This window comes from Cereibacter ovatus, assembly GCF_900207575.1.
Classification (GTDB): domain Bacteria; phylum Pseudomonadota; class Alphaproteobacteria; order Rhodobacterales; family Rhodobacteraceae; genus Cereibacter_A; species Cereibacter_A ovatus.
Genome location: NZ_OAOQ01000002.1, coordinates 407,291 through 422,524 on the forward strand (window position 1 = coordinate 407,291; position 15,234 = coordinate 422,524).

A 15,234-nucleotide genomic window follows, 5' to 3' on the forward strand; every position below is an offset into this window, starting at 1 on the left:
CCTTGTCCCGACCGCGCGTTGTTTAGCGCCGGACGGCCCCGAGGGCCAGAGGATGATTGCGCCGCATGGCCCCCTTATGGCGTGGGAAAGGCGGGGTGCGCCTTGCCATCCCCGTGCCGCCCGCTAGGCTGAACCGGAAAGGAGACCGCGATGCGATTGATCCCTCTTGGCAGGACCGGCCTTGTCGTGTCCGAGTTCTGTCTTGGCACCATGACCTGGGGCAACCGCAACGATGCGGCCGAAGCCCACGCCCAGATCGATCTGGCGCTGGACCATGGGGTGAATTTCATCGACACGGCCGAGATGTATCCGGTCAATCCGGTCGCGGCCGAGACCGTCGGCCGGACCGAGGCGATCATCGGCCAGTGGTTGGCCGCCCGCGGCGGGCGCGACCGGATCGTGCTGGCGACCAAGGTGACCGGCGAGGGCAGTGCCGCGGTCCGCGACGGCGCCCCGATCACGCCCGCGGCGCTGCGCCGTGCGCTGGACGATTCGCTGGCCCGTCTGCGCACCGATCATGTCGATCTGTATCAGATCCACTGGCCGAACCGCGGATCGTATCATTTCCGCAAGATGTGGGACTATCGCCCGCCCATGGACCGCGAAGCGGTGCTGGACGACATGCTGGCGCTGCTGGAAGAAGCTGGCCGGCTGGTGGCCGAAGGCAAGGTGCGCCACTTTGGCCTGTCGAACGAAACGGTGTGGGGGGCTGCGCAGTGGCTGTCGCTGGCCGACCGGCACGGTTTGCCGCGGATGGCGTCTATCCAGAACGAATATTCGCTGCTCTGCCGGCAGTTCGACACCGACTGGGCCGAGCTTTGCGCGCTGGAGGACATGCCGCTGCTGGCCTATTCGCCGCTGGCTGCGGGGTTGCTGTCGGGGAAATATGCCGGCGACGTGACGCCCGACGGATCGCGCCGCGAGGTCAATCCGACGCTGGGTGGGCGCATCACGCCCCCGGTGTTCGAGGCGGTGGCAGGCTATCTGGGCATTGCCGCGCGCCATGGGCTTGATCCCTGTCAGATGGCGCTGGCCTTCTGCCGGCAGCGCCCCTTCCCGGTGATCCCGATCCTTGGCGCGACCGACCTGCGGCAGTTGCGCACCGATCTGGGCGCGGCCGGGCTCTGCCTGTCGCCCGAGGTGCTGGCCGAGATCGCGCAGGCGCACCGCATCTGGCCCGCTCCGTTCTGATCCCCCTTGCAGAGGGCGGCTTTCGCGCGCCATCTGGTCGGGCGATCACAAGGACAGACCATGCGCCGCCCGCTTCTTCTGCTTGCCTTCCTTGCCCTTGGTGCCTGCCGGCTGGGTCTTGGCGCCGAACCTGAAACGCCCGGCCCTGCGGCCGCGGGACTGGCGACCGCCGAGATCGCGGTGACCCCGCTGGATGCCCCGGCATCCGCGGCGCCCGCGCCCGAAACTGCGCGCGCGGCACAGCCGGCACCCGCCCGGCCAGAGGCCGCTTCCGCCGCCGCCCCCGAGTCCGCCGTTCCGAAATCCGCCGGGCAGATCGCCTGCGAGAAGAAGGGCGGAAGCTATGTCGCGGTCAAGTCGCTTTACACCTGCGTGCGCGTGCCGCGCGATGCCGGCAAGGCTTGCATCAGCGGGGCAGAGTGTTCGGGCGAATGTCTGGCGCGGTCGAAAACCTGCGCGCCCTATGATCCGCTGGTCGGGTGCAACGACATTCTGGACGATTTCGGCCGCCGGATGACGCTGTGTCTGGGCTGAGGCGCGCGGCCCTGCTGGCGCTGGCCTTGGCCGCCTGCGCGCCTGAACCCGCGCCGCGCACGGTGCCGGTCTTTCGCACCCCGGGAGCGCCGATCTGGTCCAATGCGGTGCTTGATCCGGCCCGTCTGGTGGGCGACTGGCAAGAGGTGGCGGCCTTTGCCGCGCCGGGTGCCTGCCGCCCCGGCGGGGCGCGGATCGTGGCCGGCCCGGGTGGCGGGGGGCTTGGCCTTGCCGCGCGGCTGTGCCTTGGCGGGAAAGAGACCGCGTTTCAGGGGCCGCTGGCCGTCACCGGCCCCGGCCGCTTGCTGCCCGCCAACGCGACCGAGCCGTGGTGGGTGCTGTGGGCCGATACCGATGTGCGCACGCTGGCGATCGGCACGCCCTCGGGGCGGTTCGGCTTCATCCTGAACCGTGGCGGCGCGCTGCCGCCCGACCGGCTGGCGGCCGCGCGCGAGATCCTGGACTGGAACGGCTATGACCTGCGGTGGCTGACGCTGTTCTGAACGCGCGGCGCCGCTGTCCGATCAGTCGGGCGGATCGCCCATCGGGTCGGGGATGAGGCAGGGATCACCCCAGCCGGCGGAAGGTCGGAACGGTGCCGGAATTGTCGAAGAACGGCACGCCCGTGCCGTCGCTGTCGCCGCGCAGAAGTGCCGAGACCTCGGCCAGAACCACCTCGGTGATGAAGGGTAGATCCAGCCGGCGGGCCTCGGACAGGGGCAGCCAGTGCAGGTGCGAAAGCTCGTCACAGGCGCCCGAGAAATCCTCGATATCGCCGGTCACCCGCTCGGCATCGGCCAGAAAGAAGCGCGCGTCGAACCGGCGCGGACGGCCGGGCGGGGTGATGGCGCGGAACACGAAACGCAGCCCCGAGGCGTCGGGCTGAAGGCCGCGGTCGGCAAAGCCCTGCCAGTCGGCGGGCGCCTGCCATGCGCCGGGAAGGCCCAGCGGCAGGCCGGTTTCCTCCCACAGTTCGCGGATCGCGGCGGCGGCCAGCGCGCGGGCGCCCGGTTCGGCCTGATCCAGACGCTTCTGGCAGGCCGGCGCAGGCAGGCGGGCCAAGGGCACCGCGGCATCGCCGGGATCGACCGCGCCGCCGGGAAAGACGAATTTCGACGGCATGAAGGCCGCGCCCGCGCCGCGCATTCCCATCAGCACCTCGGGGCCTGCCGCGCGCTGGCGCAACAGGATCACCGTGGCGGCGGGACGGATGCGGGTCTTGTCATCGGCGGCCTGTGCGTCTGCTTGCAAATCCCTGGACCCTCGTGACCTTGCGCCGGATCACCATGGCGGCTTTGCACCGCGGCGGCAAGGATGACGCGGCGGCCGATCTCGGGCGGGCGGTGGCGGTCCCGATCTTTCCGCGCCGCCCGCGACGGAAGCGACAAGGCCGCGCGTTTGAGTGTCAGAAGCGGACAGCAAGCGGGCGCTGACGCAAAGCAGGAGAGACGACGATGAAACGCATGAACATTCTTGGTGTGGCGACTGCGGCGGGTCTGGTCCTTGCCGTCGGTGGGGCCGTTCTGGCGCAACAGGCGCCGGGCATGGGTATGGGCATGGGGCCGGGTGCGGGTATGGGCCCGGGCGGCGGCATGGGCATGGGCATGGGTATGGGCCCCGGTGCCGGCATGGGCAAGGGCATGGGGCCGATGTTCGATTTCGACACGCTTGACACCGACAAGGACGGCACTGTGACCCGGGCCGAGCTTGACGCCGCGCGCACGGCGCGGGTCGACAATGCCGATGCCAACGGCGACGGCCTGCTGTCTCTTGATGAGTTGAAGACGCTGCATCTGGCGCAGATGACGCCGCGGATCGAGGCCCGTGCCAAGCAGATGATCGCGCATCTTGACGCCGACGGCGACGGCCAGCTTTCGGTTTCGGAACTGGCGGCGGGGCCGGGGCCTGCGATGATGTTCAACCGGCTGGACGCCAATGGTGACGGGGCGCTGTCGCAGGACGAGGCCGACCGCGCCGGCCCGCGCGGCCGTGGTCCGGGCCGGGGGTATGGCCACCACGGCGGCGGCTGGTTCTGGAACTGATCTGCCGCGCGCTGCCGCGACCGGGGCCAGACGACGCGCCCCGGTCGCGGAAATTGCACTGACGGTGCTTCTGCGCTAGGCCCGGGACAGGATGGAAATGCCGTTCGATGCCCTTTCAGATGTCTCGGATGAGGCGCTTGTCGTGCTTTACGCCAACGGCGATCCGCTGGCGGCGCGGGCGCTGACGTTGCGCCTGACGCCGCGGGTTCTGGCGGTGGCGGCGCGGATGCTGGCCGATCGGGCCGAGGCCGAGGATGTCGCGCAAGAGGCGATGCTGCGGCTGTGGCGGATCGCGCCCGACTGGCGGCAGGGCGAGGCCAAGGTTTCGACCTGGCTTTACCGGGTGGTGTTCAACCTGTGCGCCGACCGGCTTCGCGGGCGGCGCCGGCAGTCGCCCACCGCACTGGACGACGCGCCCGAAGTGGCCGACGCCGCCCCGGGGGTCGAGGCCGCGCTGATCGAGGGCGACCGGATGCGGGCGCTGGATGCGGCGCTTGCGGCCTTGCCCGACCGGCAACGTCAGGCGGTGGTGCTGCGGCATCTGGAAGGGCTGTCGAACCCCGAGATCGCCGAGGTGATGCAGGTGGGCGTCGAAGCGGTGGAAAGCCTGACCGCGCGGGGAAAACGGGCTTTGGCGGCGCTGCTTTCGGGGCAGCGCGCCGAACTGGGATATGAGGAAGGCTGAGATGCGCGACACCGATCTGGATGATCTGTTTGCCAAGGCACGGCACGCAGCCCCGCTGCCCTCGGTCGATCTGATGGCGCGCATCCTGCGCGACGCCGAAGCGGCGATGCCCCCGCCCGCCCCGATCCGGTCCGCCCCGATCCGGCCCGCGCGGCTGCCGCGTCGGTCCTGGGTGCTGGTGCTGTTCGGCGGCGGCGGGGTTCTGGCCGGTCTTGCCACGGCAACGGTTGCGGGCGTCTGGATCGGCATGCAGCAGCCCGCCCCGGTGGCCGAGGCGCTGTGGCGAGGCGATGCGACCGCCCAACTTGACAGCATGGACCTTGCGCCGGGGTATGAGCTGTTTGCAAGTCTCGACATGCCGGTGGAGGGTTGATCCATGTCTGATAGTTCCACCCCGCCCGTCGGGCCGCGTTCGCCCCTGTGGATGAAGATCGCGCTGGGGGTTTCGCTGGCGCTGAACCTTGCGGTTGCGGGCATGGCCGGGGGGGCGATCTGGCGGCTTCAGTCGGATGGCCAGCCGCCGGGGCCGGTGCGCGATCTGGGCTTTGGCCCCTTCGCCGCGGCGCTAAGCCCCGCCGACCGCGCCGCCATGCGCAAAGAGTTCTTCGAGATCCGCGGCGATTTTCGCGCGATGCGGCGCGAGATGCAGCAGGATTTCGCGCAAACGCTGGCGGCCTTGCGGGCCGAGCCGTTCGATCAGGCCGGATTGCAGGCGATGCTTGACCGCCAGCGGACCCGGGGGGCCGAGGCGGCCGCGCTTGGATCGCGCCTGCTTGCTGCGCGGATCGCGGCGATGTCGCCCGACGACCGCCGCGCGTTTGCCGACCGGCTGGAACAGAGCCTTAGCCGCCGCAGCCACCACGGCGGCCCCGGCGAGGGCGGCTATCGTGGCCATGGCGGCCATCCGGGCGGCTGAAACCGGCCCGGCAGGCCATGTGCGCCACAGTCGGCCGCCGCGTCAGGCGGCAGCCGACTGGCCTATGGTCACCTGATTGCGTCCGCCCGATTTCGCCATCAACAGCGCACTGTCGGCGCGGTTGATGACCTCGGCCACCGGCTCCAGCCGGCGGGGATCGCCCTTGCCCGAAAAGGCAAGCCCGATCGAGACCGTCACCCCCAGCGTGCCGCCGGCCGGCAAGGGCACCGGCTTTTCCTCGATCGCCTGCCGCAGCCGTTCGGCGATGGCCTGTGCTTCCTCGGGGCGGTGGACATCGGGCAGGGCGACAAGGAATTCCTCGCCGCCGATCCGCGCCAGCAGGTCGCCCGGGCGCAGGTTGGCATGCAGCCTGCGCGCCACATCCACCAGCACCGCATCGCCCGCGCCATGGCCCCAGCGGTCGTTCACCGTCTTGAAGCGGTCGAGGTCGATCACCATCACCGCAAAACGCCCGCCGGTGGTCTGTGTCCGCTCCGCCACCGCCGCCAGATGGGCGCCGGCATAGCGGCGGTTGTAAAGCCCGGTCAGCGGATCGACCACCGCCAGCCGCAACCCGTTCTGAAGCGTTGCGCGCTGCCGGTCGGCCCGACGCTTGCGCAGCATCAGGTTGCGCAGCCGGATCCGCGCTTCGCGCGGGTCGAACTCGGTGCCCAGCAGATCGTTGGCGCCCAGATCGAAGGCCATTGCCGCGGCTTCGCCCTGCAACTCGCCACGCACGATGCAGACCGCGGCATGGCGCGTGCCCGCCCGGCTGCGCAGTTCCGACATCAGCCGCAGCCCGCCGCCCGGGCCGCCCAGATCGCCCTCGACCAGAAAGATGTCGGCAAGGGGGGCGGTTTCGTCCAGCGCCTCTTCTCGGGTCAGGAAGACCAGACGATCCGCCATCAGCGGCTGAAGATCCTTGCGCCAGCGCATTGCGGTTTCGGCCCGGCTGGCGACCAGCGCGATGGTGCCGGGGCCGTCGAAGCCCTCGCCATCCTCGGCCAGACCCAGCGCACGCAGCGCCGCACCCCGCACCGCGATTTCGCCGGTGCCGTCCTTCAGCCGCAACAGGCTGCGCAGCCGCGCCATCAGCACCGGATCATCCATCGGCTTGGCCAGATAGTCGTCGGCACCCGCATCCAGCGCCTGAAGGCGAACCTCGGGGTCTTTCGAGGTCGAGACGATCACCACCGGGATCTCGTGCGTCAGCGGGTCCGACCGCAGCCGGTGCAGCACCTCGATCCCGGACATGTCGGGCAGCATCAGGTCAAGCAGGATCAGATCCGGCACCTCTGCCCGGGCAAGGGCGAGGCAACTGGCCCCGTCCGCCGCCAGAAGCGGGCGGTAGCAGGCCGCCCCGAGCTTGACCTTTAGAACGATGCGGTTGGTCGCAACGTCATCCGCGATGAGAACCTTGCCGGCCATGCCTTGTTGTTTCCTGTAAACTTGCGGGCTTCAGTCTGCTGCTGATTTGGTTAAAACTTCCTTTCGGAAATCGCTCAACTCTGACGCGATTTCAGACACACACTTTTTCGGGGGTTCCCATGCGGCAACAATCCGCCGAGACGCTCGCCCTTCAGGCGCTGGGCTGGCTTGCCTCGCGAGAGGGGGTGTTCGAGGCATTTCTTCACAGCACTGGCGCCACCCCCGAGGATGTGCGCCGCGATGCGGCCAAACCTGCCTTCCTGATCGGCGTGCTGGACTTTCTGATGGCCGAGGATGCGCGGGTGATGGAATTTTGCGACGATACCGGGCTGCCGTATGACGCCCCGATGCAGGCGCGGGCCTCGCTTCCGGGCGGTGCGCCGCTGCACTGGACATGAGGCCGTTGCAATCGGGGGCCATGATGCCCACTCTCACTGCGCGAGGGGGAGGGCGCAGCATGATCCACGGCATCATCTTCGACAAGGACGGCACCCTGTTCGACTTTCGGCGCAGCTGGGGGGCGTGGTCGGCGCATCTGCTGCGCGAAATCGCAGGCGATGAGGCGCAGGCGCGGCGGCTGGGCGAAGAGATCGGTTATGATCTGGACAGCGGCAGCTTTTCGCCGGAAAGCCCGGTGATCGCCTCGACCGCGGGGGAAATCGCGGAACGGCTGCTGCCGCATCTGCCGGGGCGGCAGATTGACGATCTGGTGGACCAGATGAACCGGCTGGCGGCGGATGCCGAAATGACCGAAGCCGTGCCTCTGGTGCCGCTGCTGGGCAGCCTGCGGGCGCGGGGTCTGAAGATCGGGCTGGCCACCAACGATTCCGAAGCGCCGGCGCGGGCGCATCTGGGCCGGCACGGGCTGACGGATCTGTTCGATTTCATCGCGGGGGCGGATTCGGGCCATGGCGGCAAGCCCGAGCCGGGGATGCTGCTGGCCTTCGCCGACCGCGTGGGGCTGGAGCCTGCGCAGGTGGTGATGGTGGGGGATTCGGCGCATGACCTGATCGCGGGCCGGGCCGCGGGGATGCGGACGGTGGCGGTGCTGACCGGCATCGCGCTGGCCGATGAGCTGGTGGGGTTCGCCGATGTAGTCCTGCCCGATATCGGCGGGCTGGCGGACTGGATCGACGGGATGGCCGCCGCCTGACAGGCCGGGGCCGGGGCGGGTGTGCCGTCCGCGGGGGCATCGAACCCCCGCGCCCGGCGCTGCCGCGGACATGGGCCGGCGTGCCTCGGGGCGGACGGGGGGCGGTGTCTGTGCGACATGGCTGCCAGCATCTGGTCCCGCCCGGTCATTCACGTTAGCGTCGCCGGCGCCGGCAGGGTCGGCGTCAGCGGCGGGTGAGTGCAGGCATGGAGCGGAACAATCTTCAGCGGCTGACGATGGCCAGTATCGGCGGCCTTGCCGGGGTCAGCCTGCATATGCTGTCTGGCCTGCTGGCGCATCCCCTTCTGCCCGAGTGGCTGGCACTTGCCGCGACCGGTTTTGCCGCGGTCTTTTTCGGCGGCTGGCTGGGGCTGGCGGGGCCGCTGCCTTTGGCGCGGGCTGCGCTTGGTGCGGCGGGTGTGGCGGTCATGGTGGCCTGTTTCGTGCTGCTGGCCAGCCTGCGTGTCTACCGGATCGAAAGCCTGTTCATGATGCGGGGGGTGGCGCTGTCCACACTGGCGTTGGCCACGGTGCCGCTGCCGTTTCTGGTCGCGCGGGCCGGTGGGCGGTGGCTTGACTATCCGGTCTTGTTCACTGCCGCCTGGGGTCTTGCCGTCCGGGCTGCGGCTGCGGTTCTGTTTGCGCTGGTGGTCTGGGCGTTCGTCCTGCTGTCGTCCGAAGTGCTGGCGCTGGCCGGAATTGCCGCGGCCGAGCGTGTCGTCTCGTCCGGTCCCGTGCCCTGGGCGATCAGCGGGCTGGCGGTCGGCCTGGGTCTTGCGGTGGTGTCGGAACATGTCGAGCTGATCGCGCCCGACCTGATCCTGCGGCTGCTGCGTCTGCTGTTGCCGCCCGCGTTGCTGGTGATCGCGCTGTTCACCCTGCTGTTGCCGCTGCGCGGGATGGAGACGGTCTTTTCCGGCATGTCGGCCGCCGGGACGCTGATCGCGATGGCCGCGCTTGGGGCGACGCTGGTCAGCATCGCGGTCGATCGCAGCGACGCCGAGGCCGCGCAGGGGCCGGTGATGGGTCGCGCCACGCCGGCGCTGGCGCTGATCCTGCCTGTGCCGGGTGTGTTGGCGGCATGGGCGCTGTGGCTGCGGGTCGATCAGTATGGCTGGACGCCAGACCGTCTGGCGGGGGCGCTGGCGGCGGTTCTGGCGCTGGGCTACGGGCTGGTCTATGCGGCGGCGGTGCTGCGCGGGCGGGGCTGGCGGATGCGCATCCGGCGCGGCAATATCGGTATGGCCTTTATGGCGCTGACGCTTGCGGGCCTGTGGCTGACGCCGGTGCTGGATGCCACGCGGATCTCGGCGCGCGATCAGCTTCGGCGGTTTCAGGACGGGCGGACGGCGGTGGCAGATCTGGATGTGACCTCGATCGGGCGCTGGGGCCGCGAAGGGGCCGCGGCACTGGCAGCATTGCGCCGGATCGCCGGTCAGCCGGGACAAGAGGCGCTGGCCGCCCGCCTTGCCGGTGCGGCCGACCCCGGCCCCGCACAGGAAGCCGCCGATCTGGCGGCCGAGATCGCGCGCCTGACCGCGGTTCGCCCGCCTGAAGCGGCCGGTTTCCGCGATGCCATCGTTGCCCGCCTGTCGGGGCCGGAACGCCGGATCTGGCGTGACGGCTGCCTTGTGCGGCTGCCGGACGGGCGGCCCGGCTGCGTCATGCTGGTGGCCGATTTCCTGCCCGAGCAGCCGGGGGACGAGGCGCTTCTGCTGACGCTGACCCGGCGTGGCGGGCTTGATCCGCGCGGCTATGCGCTGCCCGACGGGCGGCTTGAGACGCTGGCCGTGCGGGGCCTTGGCGCCGATCTTGCCGGCGATCCGGCGGCGCTGGTGGCCGCGGTCCTTGACCAGGTGCCCGAGGTGACGCCTGCGCCGCTGAACCGGCTGCGGCTGGGGGGCGGGTCGGTCGTGCTGCTGCCCTGAAGCTGTTCTGCTTTTGTTAATCGGCGGGCGCTAGGCTTCTTCGGGAATCGGAGGGGTCCGGGGATGCATGGCTTGGTGAACAGGGCGATCCAGTGCTTTCTGCGCGATACCTATGGCGCCGACCTATGGGCCGATGTCGCCCGGGACGCGCGGCTTGGCTTCGACAGTTTCGAAGCCATGCTGACCTATGACCTGTCGCAGACCGAAGCGGTGATCCGCGCCGCCTGCTTCCGCCTTGTCAAGCCGCGCGATGCCCTGCTTGAGGATCTGGGAACCTATCTCGTCTCGCATCCGACGACCGAACCCCTGCGCCGCCTGCTGCGCTTCGGCGGCGTCACCTTTACCGATTTTCTTTATTCCCTGGACGATCTGCCCGATCGCGCCCGGCTGGCCCTGCCGGAACTCGACCTGCCCGAACTTCAGCTGGTCGGCCTTGGCCCGCATCGGTTCCGGCTGGTCTGCGCCTCGCCCATGGAAGGGATGGGCCATGTCGCCGTGGGCCTGCTGCGGGCCATGGCCGACGATTACGGGGTGCTTGTGCTGCTGGACCACCGCGGGCACCGCCGCGAGGGCGAGGTGGTGTCGATCGCGCTTCTGGATTCGGCCTTTGCCGCCGGTCGCCCGTTCGATCTGGCCGAGCGGCTGGCCTGATGGGCAGCGTCGCCAAACCCGTCAACATCGGCGCCGGGGGGCTTGACCTTCTGATGCCGATGCATGTCCGGGTCGATCCGCAGGGCCGCATTTCGGGCTGCGGGCCGACGCTGGGAAAGCTGCTGACTGCGCCGCCTCTGGGCCGCCCGTTCTTTGACCTGTTCGAGGTCCGGCGCCCTGCCGGGATCGCGACGCCGGCCGCGCTGGCCGATCGCACCGGCACGCGGCTGCATCTGGCCTTGCGCGATGGCGGTGGCGCCAGCCTGCGGGGTGTCGCGACCCCGCTGCATGACGGCCGCGGGCTGCTGCTGAACCTGTCCTTCGGGATTTCCGTGCTTGACGCGGTGCGCCGCCACGGCCTGACCGATGGCGATTTTGCCGCGACCGACCTGACGGTGGAGCTGCTTTATCTGGTCGAGGCCAAGACCGCGGTGACGGACGAGCTGCATCGCCTGAACCGTCGCCTCGAAGAGGCCCGTCGCGCAGCCGAGCATGAGGCCCTGACCGATACGCTGACCAGTCTGCGCAATCGCCGCGCGTTCGAACAGACATCCGAGGCGCTGATCGCTGTCCGCCAGCCGTTCGGGCTGATGCATCTGGATCTCGATCACTTCAAGGCGGTGAACGATACGCTGGGCCATGCGGCAGGCGATCATGTGTTGCGAACGGTGGCCCGGGTGCTGCTGCGCGAGACGCGCGCCGGCGACATGGTGGCGCGGGTCGGCGGCGACGAATTCATGATGATCTTTCCCGGCCTTGCCGATCCCGCCCGAATGCGACGGGTGGCCGAGCGGATGATCTCGGGTGTGGCGCTGCCGGTTCCGTTCGAGGGGCAGTTGTGCCGCGTCACGGCCAGCATCGGCATGACGCTTTCCGTATTCTACGAAGCGCCGGCGCTTGACGCGATGCTGGCAGATGCCGATGGCGCGCTTTATGCTGCCAAGCGGGCTGGGCGTGGTATCGCCGTGCTGGCGAACCCGGGGTGCAGCAGCGTCCGACGCGCTTGACCGCCACGCGGCGCAATCTTGCATTGGCCATCCATGATTCCGGCCGCCGCCCCATGCGGGACCGGCTGCCGTTCCGCATGGGGCGGTGGCCGGGCGCCATGGCGATGCGCGTCGGGCCGACTGGATGCGCGATCCGGCGATTCGTTGCCCCGCAGCAGGCGTTGCCGCCATCGGCTGGCGTCCATGCCGTCATTGTGGCCGTTCGGGGTTGACGCCGCCCCGCAGCATCGCGTTAGCGTTAACAAAGCGCGACATTCGCGTAACGATGATGAAGGAGCCGATGTTGGACGTTGCGATCTTCAGTGCCAAACCCCATGACCGCCAGTTCCTGTCCGCGGCCAATGCCGGGCGGCACCGGCTTGCCTTCATCGAGGCGCGCCTGTCGGAAGAGACGGTGCGCTTTGCCGGTGGGGCGGCCTGCGTCTGCGCTTTCGTGAACGATCAGGTGACGGCGCCGGTGATCCGGGAACTGGCCGCGGCGGGCACGCGGCTGATCGCGCTGCGCTCGGCCGGGTTCAACCATGTCGATCTGACCGCGGCCGAGTCGGCTGGCCTTGCCGTGGGCCGGGTGCCGGCCTATTCGCCCCATGCGGTTGCGGAACATGCGGTTGCGCTGATCCTGACCCTGAACCGCAACATCCACCGCGCTTTCAACCGCGTGCGCGAGGGCAATTTCGCGCTGGATGGGCTGCTGGGCTTCGATCTTTGCGGCAAGACGGTGGGTGTGGTGGGCACCGGCCTGATCGGGCGCACCTTCGCCGGCATCATGCGGGGGTTTGGCTGCCGGGTGATCGCCTTCGATCCGTTCCCGTCCGAAGCCTGCACCGCGATGGGTGTGACCTATGTGCCGCTGGACGAGCTGTTCGCCACCGCCGACATCATCAGCCTGCAATGCCCGCTGACCCCCGAGACGCACCATCTGATCGATGACGAGGCCATCGCAAAGATGAAGCGCGGGGTGATGATCGTGAACACCAGTCGCGGTGCGGTGGTCGATGCCAGCGCCGTGATCCGCGGGTTGAAAAGCGGCGCCATCGGCGCGCTGGGTCTTGATGTCTACGAGGAAGAGGCCGACCTGTTTTTCGAGGATCTGTCGCAGACCGCCATTCAGGACGATGTCTTTGCCCGCCTGCTGACCTTCCCGAACGTGGTGATCACCGGCCATCAGGCCTTTTTCACCCGCGAGGCGCTGAACGGGATCGCCTGCACCACCATCGCCAACATCACCGCATTTGAGGAAACCGGCAGCGTCGTCCATCCGGTCTTGCCGCCGCGGGGTTAGCCGCGCGCATCCACCACACCGCCGATCAGGTTCGCCTGCGCCAGTCGCTGGCCCAGATCGCGCGGCCCGGCCAGCGCGGCAAGCCGTGTCATTCGCGCTTCGTGAATGGCTCGGGCGGTCCGAACGGCCTGATCGGGGCGGATCGCCGTGAAATGCAGCACCTCGTCCGGGCGCATCTGGGCCAGCGCATCAAGATCGGGGCCGATCACGGTGGCGATCTTGGGATAGCCGCCGGTCGTCTGGTGATCGGCCATCAGCACCGTCGCCACCCCGTCGCCCGAGACCTGAACCGACCCGCGCAGCACCGGCTCGGATGGCATGTCCAGCGCATTGGGCAGCAGCCGCGGCCCGTCCAGTCGCTGCCCCATCCGGTCGCGCGCGGCCGAGACGCGGAAGGGCTGCGACAGCAGCGCCTGCATGGCCTCGGGTGCGAAAAACCGCTGTTGCGGACCGATCACCACCCGCAGGTGGCCGTCAGGGCGGGGCGGGGGATCGAACGGGCCGTGCCGCTCGGGGCGCAGGGCGGTGTCGGTGACCTCAAGCTCTGTCCCCGGCTGTAACAGCCCCGCCCCCAGCCCCGAGGCGGCATGCGTCGCCGCCGAGCCCAGCCATGACGGCACCCCCAGCCGCCCGGCCAGCGCAAGCACCGCCCAGTTGCCCCAGTCGCCCGGGCGCAGCGCCAGCCTGTCGCCCGCGCGCAGGGGAAAGACGCCGGCGCCTTCGCGGGTCACGCCCGCGCAGGTGGCGCGGAAGCCGCCGCCCGCCAGCGCAACCGAAAGCGCCCCCGACAGACAGTCCAGCACCAGCCCCGCGGGCGGGATTTCCAGCGCCGCGGTGCCGTCCGGGTTGCCCAGTGCCGCATTGGCCATCGCGAAGGCCAGCCGGTCCATCGGCCCGGATTGCGGCACGCCAAAGCGCATCAGGCCCGGCCGTCCACCGTCCTGAACCGAAGCCAGCGGCCCGGCGTCAACAATGCGCAACCGGGCGATCATAGGGTGCCGATGCGGCGGAACCGCACGCTGTCGCCCGCGTCGAACAGGAAGGGGTGCACCGGATCGCCGGTCAGGATGCGCACCGGCGAGCGGCCTATGATCCACCAGCCGGTCGGCATCGTCAGTGTCGATACAAGGCACTGTGGCCCTGCGATCAACACGCTTCCCGCCGGAATATCGCGCAAGGCGCTGGGTTTGCGCGGCAGGTGCAGGGCTGCCGGCACACCGGCCAGATAGGCATAGCCGGGCGCGAAGCCATACATCACCACGCGGTAGCGGCCCTGAAGATGGGCGGCGATCACCGCATTGGGGGCAAGGCCGGTGCGGGCGGCGACCTCGGGCAGATCCTGCCCGTCATAGCAGACCGGCACCTCATGCACCTGCGCGCGGCTGGCAGCTTCGGCCGGATGGGTCAGCAGGGCGCGCAGGGCGGCCTCGGCTGTGGCATGGTCGGTTGTCAGCGGGTCGAAGGCCACAAGCAGGCTGACATAGGCGGGCACCGCCTCGGCAAAGCCGGCAAAGGGTGCCGCGGCCAGCGCCCGGTCAAGGGCCGCTACGGCGGCTTCGGCGGCCGGGTCGGGGGTTTCGGCAAATTCGACCAGCAAGGCACGCTCGGCCACGGGGCGGAAGCGGGGGAAGGTCATGCCGCGAAGGGGGCGAGGGCGATGCCGGCGGCGGTCAGTGTGCCGCGGATGCGGCTGGCCATGGCGACGGCATGGGGGCTGTCGCCATGCACGCAGATCGAATGGGCGGCAAGGGGGATCGAGCCGCCGCCCGCCACCTCCATCCGGCCAGAGTCAAGGAAGCGCAGCAGGCGGGCCGCGGCCATCCCAGGATCATCGATCACGGCCCCGGCCTGCGATCGCGGCTGAAGGCGGCCGTCGGGCAGGTAGGCGCGGTCGGCGAATATCTCGGAAAAGACCGCAAGGCCCGCGGCATCGGCGGCCGGTTCCAGCGCGGTCCCCGAGATCGCCAGCACCGCCAGATCGCCCGACACCGCCCGCACCGCCCGGGCGATGGCGCGGGCCACGTCGGCGTTGTCGGCGGCCAGATTGGCCAGCGCGCCATGCGGCTTGACATAGGCGACGCGCACCCCCGCCAGCGCCGCGGCACCCAGCAGGCTGCCGATCTGGCAGGCGACCATCCGCGCGATCTGATCGGGGGCCATCGGGATCACGCGACGGCCAAAGCCTTCGCGATCGGGATAGCCGGGATGGGCGCCGATGGTGACGCCCCGCGCCTTCGCCGCCGCCAGCGTCGCGGCCATCGTGTCGGGATCGCCTGCATGGCCGCCGCAGGCCACATTGGCCGAGCTGACCAGCGCCAGCATCGCCGCATCGTCCCCCATCTGCCAGGGGCCGTAACTTTCGCCAAGATCGGCGTTCAGGTCGATGCGCTGCGTCGTGGTCATGGCCCTATCATGCC

The 15,234-nt window shown here is 69.8% G+C and carries 18 protein-coding genes; 13 read left to right on the forward strand and 5 right to left on the reverse strand.

Annotated elements, in window-relative coordinates; all coding sequences use genetic code 11:
- Window positions 1-150 precede the first annotated feature (150 nt).
- From CRO07_RS04230 to CRO07_RS04240, 3 genes are read left to right on the forward strand one after another with little or no spacing between them, the layout of a single operon-like run.
- Entirely contained in the window at window positions 151-1,191 is a 1,041-nt protein-coding gene (locus CRO07_RS04230; protein WP_097029428.1) for an aldo/keto reductase, read from the forward strand.
- A gap of 60 nt (window positions 1,192-1,251) precedes the next feature.
- Window positions 1,252-1,725, forward strand: coding sequence for a hypothetical protein (locus tag CRO07_RS04235; protein WP_097029429.1), 474 nt, complete (start codon window positions 1,252-1,254; stop codon window positions 1,723-1,725).
- Window positions 1,713-2,228, forward strand: coding sequence for a lipocalin family protein (locus CRO07_RS04240; RefSeq protein ID WP_097029430.1), 516 nt, complete (start codon window positions 1,713-1,715; stop codon window positions 2,226-2,228). Before CRO07_RS04235 ends, CRO07_RS04240 begins: the two co-directional genes overlap by 13 nt.
- A 64-nt stretch (window positions 2,229-2,292) precedes the next feature.
- Here the strand turns inward: CRO07_RS04240 and CRO07_RS04245 are convergent, their stop codons facing one another.
- A complete protein-coding gene (locus tag CRO07_RS04245; RefSeq protein WP_097029431.1) occupies window positions 2,293-2,976 on the reverse strand; it encodes an NUDIX hydrolase in 684 nt (227 codons plus the stop codon).
- A gap of 203 nt (window positions 2,977-3,179) precedes the next feature.
- On the opposite strand from CRO07_RS04245, the gene CRO07_RS18865 reads away from it, so the two are divergent.
- The 4 genes from CRO07_RS18865 to CRO07_RS04270 all read left to right on the forward strand — a co-directional run bounded on the left by CRO07_RS18865 (window position 3,180) and on the right by CRO07_RS04270 (window position 5,368).
- A complete protein-coding gene (locus CRO07_RS18865; protein ID WP_235840926.1) occupies window positions 3,180-3,767 on the forward strand; it encodes an EF-hand domain-containing protein in 588 nt (195 codons plus the stop codon).
- A gap of 91 nt (window positions 3,768-3,858) precedes the next feature.
- The gene (locus CRO07_RS04260; protein WP_176504481.1) at window positions 3,859-4,452 is read left to right on the forward strand and encodes an RNA polymerase sigma factor; all 594 of its coding nucleotides are present in this window, start codon (window positions 3,859-3,861) and stop codon (window positions 4,450-4,452) included.
- A 1-nt stretch (window position 4,453) separates the two neighbouring features.
- Complete coding sequence (locus CRO07_RS04265) at window positions 4,454-4,825, forward strand: dihydroorotate dehydrogenase (RefSeq protein WP_097029433.1); 372 nt, start codon at window positions 4,454-4,456, stop codon at window positions 4,823-4,825.
- Between the two features lie 3 nt (window positions 4,826-4,828).
- Entirely contained in the window at window positions 4,829-5,368 is a 540-nt protein-coding gene (locus CRO07_RS04270) for a periplasmic heavy metal sensor (RefSeq protein WP_097029434.1), read from the forward strand.
- Between the two features lie 42 nt (window positions 5,369-5,410).
- Here CRO07_RS04270 and CRO07_RS04275 read toward each other — a convergent pair whose 3' ends face one another.
- Window positions 5,411-6,796, reverse strand: coding sequence for a diguanylate cyclase (locus CRO07_RS04275; RefSeq protein ID WP_097029435.1), 1,386 nt, complete (start codon window positions 6,794-6,796; stop codon window positions 5,411-5,413).
- 119 nt (window positions 6,797-6,915) lie between these two features.
- On the opposite strand from CRO07_RS04275, the gene CRO07_RS04280 reads away from it, so the two are divergent.
- The 6 genes from CRO07_RS04280 to CRO07_RS04305 all read left to right on the forward strand — a co-directional run bounded on the left by CRO07_RS04280 (window position 6,916) and on the right by CRO07_RS04305 (window position 12,817).
- The gene (locus CRO07_RS04280; RefSeq protein ID WP_097029436.1) at window positions 6,916-7,194 is read left to right on the forward strand and encodes a DUF3572 domain-containing protein; all 279 of its coding nucleotides are present in this window, start codon (window positions 6,916-6,918) and stop codon (window positions 7,192-7,194) included.
- A 59-nt stretch (window positions 7,195-7,253) separates the two neighbouring features.
- Window positions 7,254-7,949, forward strand: a complete 696-nt coding sequence (locus CRO07_RS04285) for an HAD family hydrolase (RefSeq protein ID WP_097029437.1) — start codon at window positions 7,254-7,256, stop codon at window positions 7,947-7,949.
- Between the two features lie 206 nt (window positions 7,950-8,155).
- On the forward strand, window positions 8,156-9,877 hold the full coding sequence (locus CRO07_RS04290) for a DUF4153 domain-containing protein (protein ID WP_097029438.1): 1,722 nt from the start codon (window positions 8,156-8,158) through the stop codon (window positions 9,875-9,877).
- Window positions 9,878-9,940: 63 nt separating this feature from the next.
- Window positions 9,941-10,528 (forward strand): heme NO-binding domain-containing protein, encoded by a 588-nt coding sequence (locus CRO07_RS04295; protein ID WP_097029439.1) that lies wholly within the window; start codon window positions 9,941-9,943, stop codon window positions 10,526-10,528.
- Window positions 10,528-11,535: a GGDEF domain-containing protein gene (locus CRO07_RS04300; RefSeq protein WP_097029440.1), complete on the forward strand. Its 1,008-nt coding sequence runs from the start codon at window positions 10,528-10,530 to the stop codon at window positions 11,533-11,535. The genes CRO07_RS04295 and CRO07_RS04300 overlap by 1 nt, the downstream gene beginning before the upstream one ends.
- Window positions 11,536-11,818: 283 nt before the next feature.
- Window positions 11,819-12,817, forward strand: coding sequence for a 2-hydroxyacid dehydrogenase (locus CRO07_RS04305; RefSeq protein WP_097029487.1), 999 nt, complete (start codon window positions 11,819-11,821; stop codon window positions 12,815-12,817).
- Here the strand turns inward: CRO07_RS04305 and CRO07_RS04310 are convergent.
- From CRO07_RS04310 to CRO07_RS04320, 3 genes are read right to left on the reverse strand one after another with little or no spacing between them, the layout of a single operon-like run.
- Complete coding sequence (locus tag CRO07_RS04310) at window positions 12,814-13,797, reverse strand: 5-oxoprolinase subunit C family protein (protein ID WP_235840927.1); 984 nt, start codon at window positions 13,795-13,797, stop codon at window positions 12,814-12,816. The genes CRO07_RS04305 and CRO07_RS04310 overlap by 4 nt on opposite strands.
- Window positions 13,798-13,805: 8 nt before the next feature.
- Window positions 13,806-14,453 carry a 5-oxoprolinase subunit B family protein gene (locus CRO07_RS04315; RefSeq protein WP_097029442.1) on the reverse strand — a complete coding sequence of 216 codons (648 nt, stop codon included), beginning with the start codon at window positions 14,451-14,453 and terminating at the stop codon, window positions 13,806-13,808.
- The gene (locus CRO07_RS04320) at window positions 14,450-15,220 is read right to left on the reverse strand and encodes a LamB/YcsF family protein (RefSeq protein WP_097029443.1); all 771 of its coding nucleotides are present in this window, start codon (window positions 15,218-15,220) and stop codon (window positions 14,450-14,452) included. Before CRO07_RS04320 ends, CRO07_RS04315 begins: the two co-directional genes overlap by 4 nt.
- Between the last annotated feature and the right edge of the window lie 14 nt (window positions 15,221-15,234).

Coding starts and splice junctions, on each gene's coding strand:
- CRO07_RS04230 (WP_097029428.1), top strand. CDS start 151: ATGCGATTGATCCCTCTTGGCAGGACCGGCCTTGTCGTGTCCGAGTTC.
- CRO07_RS04235 (WP_097029429.1), top strand. CDS start 1,252: ATGCGCCGCCCGCTTCTTCTGCTTGCCTTCCTTGCCCTTGGTGCCTGC.
- CRO07_RS18865 (WP_235840926.1), top strand. CDS start 3,180: ATGAAACGCATGAACATTCTTGGTGTGGCGACTGCGGCGGGTCTGGTC.
- CRO07_RS04260 (WP_176504481.1), top strand. CDS start 3,859: ATGGAAATGCCGTTCGATGCCCTTTCAGATGTCTCGGATGAGGCGCTT.
- CRO07_RS04265 (WP_097029433.1), top strand. CDS start 4,454: ATGCGCGACACCGATCTGGATGATCTGTTTGCCAAGGCACGGCACGCA.
- CRO07_RS04270 (WP_097029434.1), top strand. CDS start 4,829: ATGTCTGATAGTTCCACCCCGCCCGTCGGGCCGCGTTCGCCCCTGTGG.
- CRO07_RS04275 (WP_097029435.1), bottom strand. CDS start 6,796: ATGGCCGGCAAGGTTCTCATCGCGGATGACGTTGCGACCAACCGCATC.
- CRO07_RS04280 (WP_097029436.1), top strand. CDS start 6,916: ATGCGGCAACAATCCGCCGAGACGCTCGCCCTTCAGGCGCTGGGCTGG.
- CRO07_RS04285 (WP_097029437.1), top strand. CDS start 7,254: ATGATCCACGGCATCATCTTCGACAAGGACGGCACCCTGTTCGACTTT.
- CRO07_RS04290 (WP_097029438.1), top strand. CDS start 8,156: ATGGAGCGGAACAATCTTCAGCGGCTGACGATGGCCAGTATCGGCGGC.
- CRO07_RS04295 (WP_097029439.1), top strand. CDS start 9,941: ATGCATGGCTTGGTGAACAGGGCGATCCAGTGCTTTCTGCGCGATACC.
- CRO07_RS04300 (WP_097029440.1), top strand. CDS start 10,528: ATGGGCAGCGTCGCCAAACCCGTCAACATCGGCGCCGGGGGGCTTGAC.
- CRO07_RS04315 (WP_097029442.1), bottom strand. CDS start 14,453: ATGACCTTCCCCCGCTTCCGCCCCGTGGCCGAGCGTGCCTTGCTGGTC.
- CRO07_RS04320 (WP_097029443.1), bottom strand. CDS start 15,220: ATGACCACGACGCAGCGCATCGACCTGAACGCCGATCTTGGCGAAAGT.